The organism is Bradyrhizobium sp. 215_C5_N1_1 (assembly GCF_052075935.1).
In the GTDB taxonomy this organism is placed as follows: Bacteria; Pseudomonadota; Alphaproteobacteria; order Rhizobiales; family Xanthobacteraceae; genus Bradyrhizobium; species Bradyrhizobium barranii.
Genome location: NZ_CP197228.1, coordinates 4,913,406 through 4,926,494, shown reverse-complemented (window position 1 = coordinate 4,926,494; position 13,089 = coordinate 4,913,406). Strand labels below are relative to the sequence as shown.

Genomic DNA, 13,089 nt, shown 5'->3' with positions numbered 1-13,089 from the left:
TAGTGACCTTATCAGGTTATAATAGCTAACAGGATGAGTGAGAGCGCTGCCGCCGAGAACTTGCTTGGGGCCTATCTGAAGGACCGTCGCACCCGGCTCGATGCAGCCGCGTTCGGCTTCTCCGGCAGCCGCAGGCGCACGCCGGGTCTGCGCCGGGAGGAAGTGGCCCAGCGCGCCAATATCAGCTCGACCTGGTACACCTGGCTGGAGCAGGGCCGCGGCGGGGCGCCATCGGCCGACGTGCTCGACCGGATCGCGCGCGCGTTGATGCTGACCGATGTCGAGCGCGAGCACCTGTTCCTGATCGGCCTCGGCCGCCCGCCCGAGGTGCGCTACCAGGCGAGCGAAGGCGTCTCGCCGCGGCTGCAACGCGTGCTCGATGCGCTCTCATTCAGCCCGGCGTTGGTACGCACCGCGACCTGGGACGTCGTCGCCTGGAATCGCGCCGCAAGCGTCGTGCTGACCGACTACGGCGCGATCCCTCCGGGACAGCGCAACATCCTGCGCTTCATCTTCTGCGATCCGCGCGTGCGCGCCGCGCAATATGACTGGGACAGTGTGGCACGCTTCGTGGTGGCCGCATTCAGGGCAGACGCGGCGCGAGCAGGTGCCGTCTCGCATGTCGCCGATTTCGTCGACGAGCTCTGCCGGACAAGTCCGGAATTCGCGGCGCTCTGGCGCGACAATGACGTGCGCCATCATGGCGACGGCACCAAGCGGCTGCGGCATCCCGTTCACGGCACGATGTCGTTCGAATATTCGAGCTTCAATGTCGAGGGCCGCTCCGATCTCAGCATGATCGTCTACAATCCGGCGACGCCCGAAGATGCCGACCGCATCAGGAAGATGCTGGCCGAGCGCGCCGACAGCTAAAAGCGCTCAGGCCGGTATGGCGTCGGATCTATCGCCGGCGTCTCGCCGCTCATCATCTCGGCGAGCAGGCGGCCGGTCGCAGGTCCAAGCGTAAAGCCCTGGTGGCCGTGGCCGAAATTCATCCAGAGGCCGGGATGACGCGGAGCTTGCCCGAGCACCGGCAGCATGTCGGGCGTGCAGGGGCGGGTGCCGAACCACGGGTCGGGCTCGACCCGCTTGCCGAGGTCGATCAGCTCTCGCGCGGAAGCTTCGGCACTGGCGAGCTGCACGGGCGTTGCGAGCGCGTCCATGCCGGTCAATTCCGCACCCGTGGTGATGCGGATGCCCTTCGCCATCGGACCCATGGCGTAGCCGCCGGCCTTGTCGACCAGCGGCAGATCGAGTGATGCGCCGCCGCTGTAATGCATGTGGTAGCCGCGCTTGCGCACCAGCGGAATGCGGTAGCCGAATTTGTGCAGGAGATTGGGCGACCAGGGCCCGAGCGTCACGACGGCGGCCGCAGCGTCGATGGTTCCCTGGTCCGTATCGACTGACCAGCCGGTCGCGGTCTGCCGCAAGGTCTGGGCATCGCCGAGCACGATGGTACCGCCGAGGCGCTCGAACAGCTCGGCATAGGCCGTGACCAGTGCGCCGGGATCGGACACGGTCCAGGTGTCGAGCCAATGGATCGCACCGGGCAGGTCGTCGCGCAGAATCGGTTCGGCCTTGGCGAGCTCGGCCCCCGAGAGCGCGCGAAACCTCACGCCGAATTCGCGCTGGTCTTCTTCTGCCGCCTTGACGGCGAGATCGAAGGAGGCCGCGTCGCGATGCAGATGCCGGTAGCCCGCGCGGCGGATCAGATTGTCGGCATGAGCTTCGCGAATGAGGATGTCGTGCTCCGCCGTCGCGTAGGCGATCAGCCGCGCCCAGGCGTCGATCGCCTCGCGATGCCGCTTCGGCGCCGAGTGCCACCAGTAGCGGAGCAGGGGCTCGATATGGAGATGAAGCGACGACAGGCTGTAGCGCACGTCGTTGGTGCGGCCGGTCGCGATCTTCAGGAGCGAAGCGAGGTCGCGCGGCATCGGATAGGGACGCACGGCTTCTGCCTGGATCATCCCGGCATTGCCGTAGCTGGTCTCGCGGCCCGGCTCCCTGCGGTCGACGAGCGTGACCGACCAGCCGCGCTGCCGGAGGTGCAGCGCCGCGCTCACGCCGATCATGCCGCCGCCGAGAACAATTGCGCTTTGCATCGTACTGACCTTGCCAAATCAAAACCGCCCGGTTTGGCCGGGCGGTCTCAACTGATTTGTTCGCCTATTCGCCGCCGCCGAACCGGCGAGACCACCAGCCGGCGCGACGCGGGGCGGCCGGGGTTTCGGTTGCCGCCTCCGGCGTGGGTTCAGCGGCTGGTGCGGGCGGGGCAACCGGCTCTGGCGCTGCCGCAACCGGTGTTGCCGGCTCGCTCGCGCTGCTCGACAGGAAGCTCACCTTTTCCCGGACCGTGGAGCGGCGACGCGCAGCCTTGTCGTCGGCCGGCTCTTCGTCCGCGGCGGCAGGAGCGGGCTCAGGCTGGGCCGGCGCCTCAATCTGCACCTCGGCGCGCGGCTCGGGCTGGCTGACCTCAGGCTCGGCGGTGGTGTGTTCGGCCTGCGCGATCGAGGGCGCAGCCTCGCCGCCAAAGCTGTCGAAATCGGCGACGGCATCGGTCGCTTCCGACGGCGCATTGGCCGCGAGTTCGTCGCCGATGGAGCCGGCGAGACCTTCCTCGTTGCCACCGCGACGGCGACGTCCACCGCGACGACCACGCCGGCGACGGCGATCGCCGTTGCCCTGCTGCTCGCTGCGGGCCGCCTGGTCCTCACCTTCCTCGCCGTCCTGTTCGGATTCGGAATCCTCTTCACCTTCGCTGGCCGCCACGGCCGCTTCGGAAGACGCCGGAGCGCCATCCTCGCGCAACTCGCCGTCGCGCGGGGCACCGCGGCCGCGCCGACGCCGGCGGCGCTTGCGGCGCTGGCCATCCTGGTCGGAAGCCGCTTCGCTGCCAGCCTGCTCTTCGGTGAGGCCTTCGGTTTCTTCGGTCTCGACCTCGGATTCCAGCTCCGGATCGAATTCCTCGTCGTCATAGACTTCTTCGGCTACGGGCGGCGGGCTTGCGGCGGCCTGTGCCGCCAGCAGCGCCTTCGCGGCTTCCAGCGTATGCACCTGCTCGCCGCGGTCGATGAGATAGGCCTGCGGTCCGCTGACGCTGGGGTCGGCGATGACGGCCAGCGTGACCTTGAAGCCGTTCTCGAGGTCGCGCAGATGGCCGCGCTTGTGGTTCAGCACATAGAGCGCGACGTCGGTGCGGGTGCGGACCACGAGATTGTGGGTCGCGCCCTTCATCAGGATCTCTTCGAGGCCGCGCAGCAGCTGGAGCGCAACCGAGGAGACCGAGCGGACATGGCCGGTGCCGCCGCAATGCGGGCAGGGATCGGTCGAGGATTCCAGCACGCTGGCGCGGATGCGCTGGCGCGACATCTCGAGCAGGCCGAAATGCGAGATGCGGCCGACCTGGATGCGGGCGCGGTCCTGCCGCAGGCAATCGGACAGCTTGCGCTCGACCGCGCGGTTGTTGCGCTTCTCGTCCATGTCGATGAAGTCGATGACGATCAGGCCGGCGAGGTCGCGCAGACGGAGCTGGCGGGCGACCTCTTCGGCCGCTTCCAGATTGGTCTTGAGCGCGGTGTCCTCGATATGGTGCTCGCGGGTCGATCGTCCGGAGTTGACGTCGATCGAGACCAGCGCCTCGGTCTGGTTGATGACGATGTAGCCTCCGGAGCGCAACTGCACGGTCGGAGAGAACATCGCGTCCAGCTGGCTCTCGACGCCCATGCGTGAGAACAGCGGCTGGCCGTCCCGATACTGCTTCACCGCGCTGACATTGGCGGGCATCAGCATCTTCATGAAGTCGCGCGCTTCGCGGTAGCCGGACTCACCGGCAACCGAGATCTCGTCGATCTCCTTGTTGTAGAGGTCGCGCAGCGAGCGCTTGATCAGCGAGCCTTCCTCGTAGACCAGGGTTGGGGCCTGCGACTTCAGCGTCAGGTCGCGCACCGTCTCCCACATCCGGATCAGGTATTCGAAGTCGCGCTTGATCTCGGGCTTGGTACGGGCAGCGCCGGCGGTGCGCAGGATGATGCCCATGCCCTCGGGCACGTCGAGATCCTGCACAACTTCCTTCAGGCGGGAACGATCCTGGGCGCTGGTGATCTTGCGGCTGATGCCGCCGCCGCGCGCGGTGTTCGGCATCAACACGGCATAGCGGCCGGCGAGCGAGAGATAGGTGGTCAGCGCCGCGCCCTTGTTGCCGCGCTCTTCCTTGACGACCTGCACCAGCATCACCTGGCGGCGCTTGATGACTTCCTGGATCTTGTACTGGCGGCGCGGGCGGAAGGTGCGCTCCGGCACCTCCTCCATCACGTCGTCGCCGCCGACGGATTCGACGTGTTCCTCTTCGGCTTCCTCGCCGTCCTCGTCCTCGTCGTCTTCCTCCTCGGACTCCTGATGGCGAGCATCAGTGCTTTCGCCGGCAGCGTAGACGGCGTCGGCCGGTTCGGCGGAGGCGGTCACGGCTTCGGCGAGAGCCTCGGCATGGGCTTCGGAGGCGATAGCCTCCTGCGGTTCGGAAGCGGTCTCGGTCGCGACCACGGGCTCGGCGCCGAAGGCTGCGACAGGCGCGGGCGTTTCGTCGGCATGATCATGGTCGTGATGATCGTGCTGGCCGTCGTGGCCGTGGTCATGATCGTGATGATGGTCGTCGTGCCCATGATCGAGATGATCATGGCCTTCGTGGTCATGATCGTGGTGATCATGATCGCCATGTTCGTGGTCTTGATGCTCGTGGCCTTCGTGCTCGCCGTGATGCTCCGTCTCGGCGTGCAGGTGCTCGCCCTCGTGCGACGCACCCTCGGTGTGCAGGGCGTCGCTCTCGACCGGCTGGGCCGCTGGATCGGCGCCGGCCTCGAGGCCCTCGACGATGTCGCTGCGGACGCGTTCGCCTTGACTGCGGCGGCGGGAGTTGCGGTGGCGCGAGCGGCGGCGGCCGTGGGAGCGGTTCTCGCTCTCTTCCTCGGCCTCGCGATGGGCCTGTTCCTCGGCCTCGATCAGTGCCTGCCGGTCGGCGACCGGGATCTGGTAGTAATCGGGATGGATTTCGCTGAAGGCGAGGAAGCCGTGGCGGTTGCCGCCATATTCGACAAAGGCGGCCTGGAGCGAAGGCTCCACCCGGGTGACCTTGGCGAGGTAGATATTCCCGCGCAGTTGCTTGCGTTGTGCGGTCTCGAAATCAAACTCTTCGACGCGATTGCCGCGGACCACGACGACCCGGGTCTCCTCCGGGTGGGTGGCATCGATCAACATCTTGTTGGGCATGTCTTAACTCTTGGCGGCGGCGGGCGCGATTCACCGTGGGCGCGATTAGCGCTGCCGGGTGCCGCGACGGTCCACCTGATTCGGGGGTGAGGGGAAGGCCGAAACGCCGTCTCTCGCGCCTTGCCGAAACGGAAGCTGGAGGGCCGAAGCGGCGCGCGGGATTGTCACTCCGCAGCGTCGCGAACGGTCCTTCAGAATTCGTCGGCACAGTCTGGCGCATCAAGCGTCGGCCCGTATGAAACATTGGGCGGCGGGGCCGCCCCTCAATCAGTTGCTGCTGGCCAGGCATGGCGCGAGCGCGCTCGCCTTGGGGATTACGAACCGCTCCCTTGGGATTAAGGGACCGGGTAACGAGTCACGTCGCTGTCAAAACCGTCCCGGAAACGCGGTGGTAACCAGGGACCGTCCGCCACCGGGGCTTGACCCGCTCCACCTCGCTGCCGCGCACCGCGCTGGTCTTTGAGGGGAACGGAAAAACGCTGGAATTCCCAAACCTTGAGAGTTCCGGCGCTGCACCGGGAGGCTGAACGCGACACAACCGGAAATATCGGCCGTCAGCACTCCGTACATACGTGGAATGGACCAACCGTGCAAGGGAGCGTCGCACGGCGGTCACAGTCGGGGAGTTTCGTATATCTGTCATTAGGCGACGATTAACCCTGTGGTTCTATTGCGTTAGAAGGGCCGCTCGGAGGCACTGAATCGGTGACGAGCCGCACAAATCAAAGGGTTTTGCTGGGATGCGCGCTTCTGTGCGCCGCAGCATTGGTATGCGCTGATTCCTGGCGCCTGAGCGCGGCGGAAAGCCAGCCGCAACCCTCTGTTGCGGTAGCGAATTTTCCCACCGCCTCCGCCGCCCGGCTGGCCGGCGATGGCAAGCAGACCCGCTTCATCCTCGACATCGATCAGGCCGTCACCTTCCGCGCCGTGACGCTCGCCGACCCGTATCGGGTGGTGGTCGATGTGCCTCAAGTCAATTTTCAACTGCCTGCGGGCACCGGGGTCGAGGGGCGGGGACTGGTCAAGGCCTTCCGCTACGGGCTGGTCATGCCCGGCGGCTCGCGAATCGTGTTCGACCTGACAGGCCCGGCCAAGATCGCCAAGTCCTACGTGCTGGAGGCCGCCAATGGCCAGCCGGCCCGGCTCGTGCTTGAGCTGGAGGAGGTCGACCGGACCGCCTTCGTGCAGTCGCTCGTCCCCGAGAAACGCCCCGAACTGCGGCCGGCAATCGCCGACGCGCCGCCGGCAACGGTTCCGGCCGCCGCAACTCCGGAAGCCGGGCAGCAAAAGGTCGACGGACGCCCGATCGTCGTGATCGATCCCGGCCATGGCGGCATCGACAACGGCACGCAGTCGGGCGGCGAGAGCGAGAAGAACCTGGTGCTGGCCTTCGGCCTGGCGCTGCGCGACCGGCTGGACAAGGCCGGCAAATTCCGCGTGGTGATGACACGGGACGACGATACCTTCATTCCGCTCAACGACCGGGTCAAAGTCGCTCGCGGGCTCAAGGCCGCCTTGTTCGTCTCGATCCACGCCGACGCGCTGCCGAAGGCCGAGGGCGATGCGCAGGGCGCGACTATCTATACGCTGTCCGACAAGGCCTCCGACGCCGAGGCGCAGCGACTGGCGGACGCGGAAAACCGGGCGGACGCGATCGCCGGTTTCAATCTCGCGGAGGAGCCGACCGACGTCGCGGACATCCTGATCGACCTCACCCAGCGGGAAACTCGTACCTTTTCAAGCCGTTTTGCCCGCCTGTTGATGGGCGAAATGAAGTCGTCGGTGCGGATGCACAAGCATCCCCTGAAGTCGGCCGGCTTCCGGGTCCTCAAGGCGCCGGACGTGCCGTCGGTGCTGGTCGAGATCGGCTATGTCTCCAACAAGGGCGACCTCGAGCATCTGGTCTCCGAGGGCTGGCGGTCCAAGGCCGTGGGCTCGATGGCGCAGGCGATCGACGGGTTTCTGACCAAGCGGATGGCCACGGCCGGATCGTCAAATTGACGACCGGGGGATCGTCGAATTGACGACCGGGAGGCGTCGAATTGAGAGGGATTTTCCGTCCCGTTGCAAAAGCCCTAGTTTGGCCACAGCGGGCGCTTTATAAAAATGCCGCAGGGGGTTCCGGAATCGGCGAGAATCCCGTTCGGCAAGCGTCTTGGGTCCGGCACTGATGTAATTGAGTAGGCCGGTAAATTCGCGACGTGGAGTTGGCGCCTGTTTTGGGTGCCTTGAGCTGATCCAGAGTTTGAACGGATAAACATATAATGCGCTTGCTGGTGCGGTTCATGGGCTTCCTGTTCGCCGCGGGAACGGTGGTGTTCCTTGTCGGTGTCGGGGCCGTGGCAGGCCTGATCTGGCATTTCTCCAAGGACTTGCCGGACTACTCTCAGCTTCAGGATTACGAGCCGCCGGTGATGACCCGCGTGCACGCGGTCGACGGCTCGCTGCTCGGCGAATACGCCAAGGAGCGCCGGCTGTACCTGCCGATCCAGGCGGTGCCGAAGCTCGTGATCAACGCCTTCCTCGCGGCCGAGGACAAGAATTTCTACGAGCATGGCGGCATCGACTACACCGGCATGGCGCGCGCCGGCGTGCTCTTCATCCAGAACTACGGCTCGAACCGGCGTCCGCAGGGCGCCTCCACGATCACCCAGCAGGTCGCCAAGAACTTCCTTCTGACCAACGAGGTCTCCTTCGCCCGCAAGATCAAGGAAGCCTTGCTGGCGATGCGCATCGAGAAGACCTACTCGAAGGACAAGATCCTCGAGCTGTACCTGAACGAGATCTATCTCGGCCTCGGCGCCTACGGCATCGCGGCCGCTTCGCTGGTGTATTTCGACAAGTCGGTGAACGAGCTGACGGTCGCTGAAGCGTCCTATCTGGCCGCGTTGCCGAAGATGCCCGCGACGCTGCATCCGGTGCGCAACCGCGACCGCGCCATCGAGCGCCGCAACTACGTCATCGACCGTCTGCTGGAGAACGGCTGGATCAAGCAGGCCGACGCCGACAAGGCGCGCAAGGAGCCGCTGGCCGTCACCAACCGTTCCAACGGTGCCCACACCTTCGCCGGCGAATATTTCGCCGAGGAAGTCCGCCGCGACATCTTCGAGCGCTACGGCGAGAAGAAGCTCTACGAAGGCGGTCTGTCCGTCCGCACCACGCTCGATCCGAAGATCCAGGTCATGGCGCGCAAGGCCATGGTCGCCGGCCTCGTGAACTATGATGAGCAGCAGGGCTATCGCGGTGCGATGAGCAAGCTCGATATTTCGGGCGATTGGGGCGTGAAGCTCGCCGAGATCAAGTCGCTTTCCGACATCTCGCCATGGCGCATGGCGGTGGTGCTGGAGACCAGCGACCAGTCGGCGCGCATCGGCTTCCAGCCGAACCGCGAGCTCGGCGGCGCCATCAGCAAGCAGCGCGAGACCGGCATCGTCACGGTCGACGGCGTGCGCTGGGCGAGGGCGGCCCAGGGCAATGCCAAGGGCAAGACCCCGACGTCGGTGGCGCAGGTGTTGCAGCCCGGCGACGTAATCTATGCCGATCCGCTCTACACCAAGGAGGGACAGCCGGTCGAAGGCCAGTACCGCCTGCGCCAGATCCCCGAAGTGTCCGGTGCGATGGTGGCGATGGATCCCTGGACCGGCCGCGTGCTCGCGATGGTCGGCGGCTTCTCGTTCGACCAGAGCCAGTTCAACCGCGCCACGCAGGCCTACCGGCAGCCGGGCTCGTCGTTCAAGCCGATCGTCTATTCGGCCGCGCTCGACAACGGTTATACGCCCTCGACCGTGGTGCTCGACGCGCCCATCGAAATCGACCAGGGCCAGGGCGCCGGCGTGTGGCGGCCCGAAAACTTCTCGTCCGGCAAATTCCAGGGACCCGTCACGCTGCGCAACGCGCTGCGGCAGTCGCTGAACACCGTGACGGTGCGCCTCGCGCAGGACATCGGCATGCCCCTGATCGGCGAATATGCGCGCCGCTTCGGCGTCTATGACGAACTGCCGAACTATCTGTCCTACGCGCTCGGCGCCGGCGAGACCACGGCGATGCGCATGGTCACGGCCTATTCGATGCTCGCCAATGGCGGTCGCCGGGTGAAGCCGACCTTGATCGACCGCATCCAGGACCGTTACGGCCGCACCATCTTCAAGCACGACCAGCGTGAATGCCGCGGCTGCGACGCGCCGGGCGGCTGGAAGAATCAGGTCGAGCCGCAGCTGATCGACCGCCGCGAGCAGGTGCTGGATTCCATGACCGCCTATCAGATCACCGAGCTGATGGAAGGCGTGGTCCAGGCCGGTACCGCAACCGTGGTCAAGGAGGTCGGCAAGCCGATCGCCGGCAAGACCGGCACCACCAACGAGGCCAAGGACGCCTGGTTCGTCGGCTTCTCGCCCGACGTCGCCGTCGCGATCTATATGGGCTACGACAAGCCGCGCGCGCTCGGTAGGGGCAACGCCGCGACCGGCGGCCATCTGGCCGCACCCATCGCGCGCGACTTCCTCAAGCTTGCGCTCGCCGACAAGCCCGCCGTTCCGTTCAAGGTGCCGGCCGGCATCAAGCTCGTGCGCGTCGTCTCCAAGACCGGCATGCGCGCCGGTCCCGGCGAGACCGGCGGAACCATTTTGGAAGCCTTCAAGCCGGGCACGGCGCCGCCGGACAACTATTCGGTGATCGGCGTTGCTGATGCCGACGGGCGCGGCGGCGTGCCGGCGTCGCAGCAGCAGCAGCCGGATTCCGGCTTCTTCATGCGGCCGGGCACCGGCGGGCTGTACTAGCGGATAAGACGGACGATCGCGGTTCCGGCGGTTGCGCTTTGCAGCCGCCGCCGCTACATCCCGATCTGAATTGCACGCGGGATTCCGCGAGATCAGAGAACAACATGCGCGCCGAAATCGAACGGTTGGTAGAAGAGATCAAGCAGTCAGTCGGGCTGCTGAGGAGGCATCTTTGACGTCGAGAAATCGACGGCGCGCCTCGCTGAGCTGAACAAGCTCGCAGAAGATCCCAACCTCTGGAACGATCCCCAGAAAGCCCAGAAGCTGATGCAGGAGCGCACCTCGCTTGAGGATTCGCTCTCGGGCATCGGCAAGGTCGAGCAGGAGCTCGAAGACGACATCGGCATGATCGAGCTCGGCGAGGCCGAGGGCGATGCTGGCGTCGTCGCTGAGGCTGAAACCGCGCTGAAGAACCTCAAGAAGGAAGTCGCGCGGCGCGAGCTCGAGGCGCTGCTGTCGGGCGAGGCCGATCGTTTCGATTCCTATCTCGAAGTCCATGCCGGCGCCGGCGGCACCGAGAGCCAGGACTGGGCGCAGATGCTGCTGCGCATGTACACGCGCTGGGCCGAGACGCACGGCTTCAAGGTCGAATTCCTCGAAGAGTCCGAGGGCGAAGAGGCCGGCATCAAGTCCGCGACGATCCAGGTCTCGGGCCACAACGCCTATGGCTGGCTGAAGACGGAGGCGGGCGTGCACCGGCTGGTGCGCATCTCGCCGTTCGATTCCAACGCGCGGCGGCACACCTCGTTTTCGAGCGTGCAGGTGTTCCCCGTCATCGACGACAGCATCAAGATCGACATCAAGGAAGCCGACGTCCGCGTCGACACCATGCGCTCGGGCGGCGCCGGCGGCCAGCACGTCAACAAGACCGAATCCGCGGTGCGCCTGACGCATATTCCGACCGGCGTTGCCGTGGTCTGCCAGGCCGGCCGGTCCCAGCACAAGAACCGGGCGCAGGCCTGGGACATGCTGCGCGCGCGGCTTTACGAGATCGAGCTGAAGAAGCGCGAGGAGAAGGCTGCCGCCGACCAGGCCGCCAAGACCGATATCGGCTGGGGTCACCAGATTCGCTCCTACGTGCTGCAGCCCTACCAGATGGTGAAGGATTTGCGCACCGGCGTGCAGACGTCCGACACGTCGGGCGTGCTGAACGGCGAGCTCGACGACTTCATGGCCGCAACCCTGGCGCAGCGCGCCTTCGGCACCACCGGCGCCGACATCGAGGACGTCGACTGATGTCCCGCGTCGCCTTCATCGGGTTGGGGCGGATGGGCCACGGCATGGCCGGTCGCTATCTCGATGCCGGCTTCACGGTGACGTTGTGGAATCGCAGCAAGGCAAAGGCGGACGACCTGATCGCGCGCGGTGCGCATTGGGCGACGTCGCCTGAGGATGCCGCGATCGATGCCGATGCGGTCGTGACCATGGTCGCCGACGACGAAGCCTCGCGCGCGGTCTGGCTCGGGCCTGAGGGCGCGGCCAAGACGGCAAAGGCCGGCACCATTGCGATCGAGTGCTCCACCGTCTCCTATGACCACGCCCGCGAGATGGGCCGCGAACTGAACGCGCGCGGGCTGATCTACATCGACTGCCCCGTGACGGGATTGCCGGATGCGGCAGCGGCCGGAAAGCTGACGCTGCTCGCCGGCGCTGACGCAGCTGATCTCGAACGTGCGCGGCCGTTCCTCGAACCGATCGGCTCGACCATCCGCCATTTCGGCGCGGTCGGCTCCGGCACCGTCTACAAGCTCATCAACAATCTCCTGGGTGCGATCCAGATCGCGGGCCTTGCCGAAGGCCTCGCCATCGCCGAACAGGCCGGGCTCGACATGAACCTGGTGCTGGAATCGATCCAGGCCGGTGTCGCGGCAAGCCCGCAGGTGCAGCGTCATTCCAAGCGCATGGTCGCCCGCGATTTCAGCGGCGCGACGTTTACGGCGGCGCTGCGGCACAAGGATGCCGCCTACGCCGTGAAGCTCGCCGAAAGCCTGCTCGCCGACAAGCCGCTGGTCTCGCGCGCTGCGGTCGAGTCCTACGCGCAGGCGAAGGCCGCAATGCCCGACGACGATGAAGGCAAGATGATCGAGCTGGTGTCGCGGCCGAAGAAGCCGACCTAGCTGGACGCATCAACATGGGGCAGCCTCGTTCGGATCGCGGTCTCGGCATTGCCCTCGTCATCGCTGCCGCAGTTGCCTGGAGCACGGCGCCGTTCTTCACGCGCCTCTTGCCGTTCGATCCCTGGACCATCCTGTTCTGGCGCGGCCTGTTCGCGGGCAGCCTGATCAGCGTGTTTCTTGTCGTGATGCAGGGCCGCGCTGCACTGTGGCAATTGGTAGTGCCGGGGAAGGGCGGCCTGCTCGTCGCGTCCTTGTCCGCGGTCGGCATGGTCTCGTTCATTCCCGCGCTTCAGATGACCAAGGTCATGAACGTGGCGGTGCTGATCGCCACCCAGCCCTTCGTTGCGGCTGCGCTGGCGTGGCTGTGGCTCGGCGAAGCCGCGACGTGGCGTACGCTGACCGCGAGCCTGATCGCCTTTGCCGGCGTGGTGATCACGGTCGGCGGCGTTCGGGCCGGCGCCGATCTCGGCGGCGTCGCGCTGAGCTGCCTGATGGTGCTCGCCATCTCCGCCATGACGGTCGTGGTCCGGCGTCATCGCGAGACGTCGATGGTGGCCGCGGCCGCGCTGTCGAACTTCATGGGGAGCCTCGTCAGTCTTCCCTTTGCCCACGACATCGCCCATGTCGGCGGCAACAGCCTTGCGATCCTCGCGATGTTCGGCTGCCTCCAGGTCGCGCTCGGCCTGACCTTCTACATGCTCGGCTCGCGCTTGTTGCCTTCGGGGCAGGCTTCCCTGATCGCGACGCTGGAAACGCCGCTAATGCCGTTCTGGATCTGGGTCGCTTTTCGCGAACTGCCCGCCGTGCATGCGCTCATTGGCGGCGCGCTGGTGATCGGAGCGGTTGTCGCCGATATTGCCGGTGACGCTCGCTCGCGGCGCCCCTCCTGAGCAAATTTGTCGGAAATCGGGTGGCGGCCTGTCTCGCGCCGTTCT

8 protein-coding genes are annotated in these 13,089 nt (G+C 66.2%); 6 read left to right on the top strand and 2 right to left on the bottom strand.

Annotated elements, in window-relative coordinates; translation table 11 throughout:
* Nucleotides 1-33 precede the first annotated feature (33 nt).
* On the top strand, nt 34-873 hold the full coding sequence (locus AB7G19_RS23875; RefSeq protein WP_354113150.1) for a helix-turn-helix transcriptional regulator: 840 nt from the start codon (nt 34-36) through the stop codon (nt 871-873).
* Here AB7G19_RS23875 and AB7G19_RS23870 read toward each other — a convergent pair.
* Complete coding sequence (locus tag AB7G19_RS23870) at nt 870-2,102, bottom strand: NAD(P)/FAD-dependent oxidoreductase (RefSeq protein WP_354113151.1); 1,233 nt, start codon at nt 2,100-2,102, stop codon at nt 870-872. The genes AB7G19_RS23875 and AB7G19_RS23870 overlap by 4 nt on opposite strands.
* 64 nt (nt 2,103-2,166) lie before the next feature.
* Nucleotides 2,167-5,262, bottom strand: a complete 3,096-nt coding sequence (locus tag AB7G19_RS23865) for an Rne/Rng family ribonuclease (protein WP_354234043.1) — start codon at nt 5,260-5,262, stop codon at nt 2,167-2,169.
* 705 nt (nt 5,263-5,967) lie between these two features.
* On the opposite strand from AB7G19_RS23865, the gene AB7G19_RS23860 reads away from it, so the two are divergent.
* The 5 genes from AB7G19_RS23860 (at nt 5,968) to AB7G19_RS23840 (ending at nt 13,044) form a co-directional block, all read left to right on the top strand.
* On the top strand, nt 5,968-7,263 hold the full coding sequence (locus AB7G19_RS23860) for an N-acetylmuramoyl-L-alanine amidase (RefSeq protein WP_354113154.1): 1,296 nt from the start codon (nt 5,968-5,970) through the stop codon (nt 7,261-7,263).
* Nucleotides 7,264-7,526: 263 nt separating this feature from the next.
* Complete coding sequence (locus tag AB7G19_RS23855; protein WP_071914354.1) at nt 7,527-10,037, top strand: penicillin-binding protein 1A; 2,511 nt, start codon at nt 7,527-7,529, stop codon at nt 10,035-10,037.
* 104 nt (nt 10,038-10,141) lie between these two features.
* Nucleotides 10,142-11,273, top strand: a protein-coding gene (prfB, locus tag AB7G19_RS23850) for a peptide chain release factor 2 (protein WP_166341001.1) whose coding sequence is annotated in 2 segments (ribosomal slippage) — nt 10,142-10,210 and nt 10,212-11,273 — 1,131 coding nt in all. Because the reading frame shifts where the segments join, the coding sequence is not laid out codon by codon here.
* Entirely contained in the window at nt 11,273-12,154 is an 882-nt protein-coding gene (locus tag AB7G19_RS23845; RefSeq protein ID WP_283018754.1) for an NAD(P)-dependent oxidoreductase, read from the top strand. The genes prfB and AB7G19_RS23845 overlap by 1 nt, the downstream gene beginning before the upstream one ends.
* A gap of 14 nt (nt 12,155-12,168) precedes the next feature.
* Nucleotides 12,169-13,044 (top strand): DMT family transporter, encoded by an 876-nt coding sequence (locus tag AB7G19_RS23840; RefSeq protein WP_354113155.1) that lies wholly within the window; start codon nt 12,169-12,171, stop codon nt 13,042-13,044.
* Nucleotides 13,045-13,089: the final 45 nt, after the last annotated feature.